Raw genomic sequence first — 223 nt, forward strand, 5'->3', positions numbered from 1 at the left:
CCACGGTCACCCCCGCCGAACTGCCCGTCCTCCAGGCGCCCCGCACCGCCCTGCACGCGGCGCTCGCGGGCCACTCCCGCGCGCGGGGCGCCGCCGTACCGCGCTTCGACCGGCGCGGCTTCCCCATGGATCCCAAGGACCGCGCGGCCCGCCGCGACCGGCTCCGCGCGCGTGCCGTCACCACGACCGTGGTCGCCACCGTGGTCGCCGCCCCGGTCCTCGC

Annotated in this window: 1 pseudogene; it reads left to right on the forward strand. The window is 80.7% G+C overall.

The annotated features are described in order from the left end of the window. Positions 1–223, forward strand: a pseudogene (locus GTW40_RS07860) (hypothetical protein); the annotation flags it as partial.

It is taken from the genome of Streptomyces sp. SID4985 (assembly GCF_009863025.1).
GTDB lineage: Bacteria > Actinomycetota > Actinomycetes > Streptomycetales > Streptomycetaceae > Streptomyces.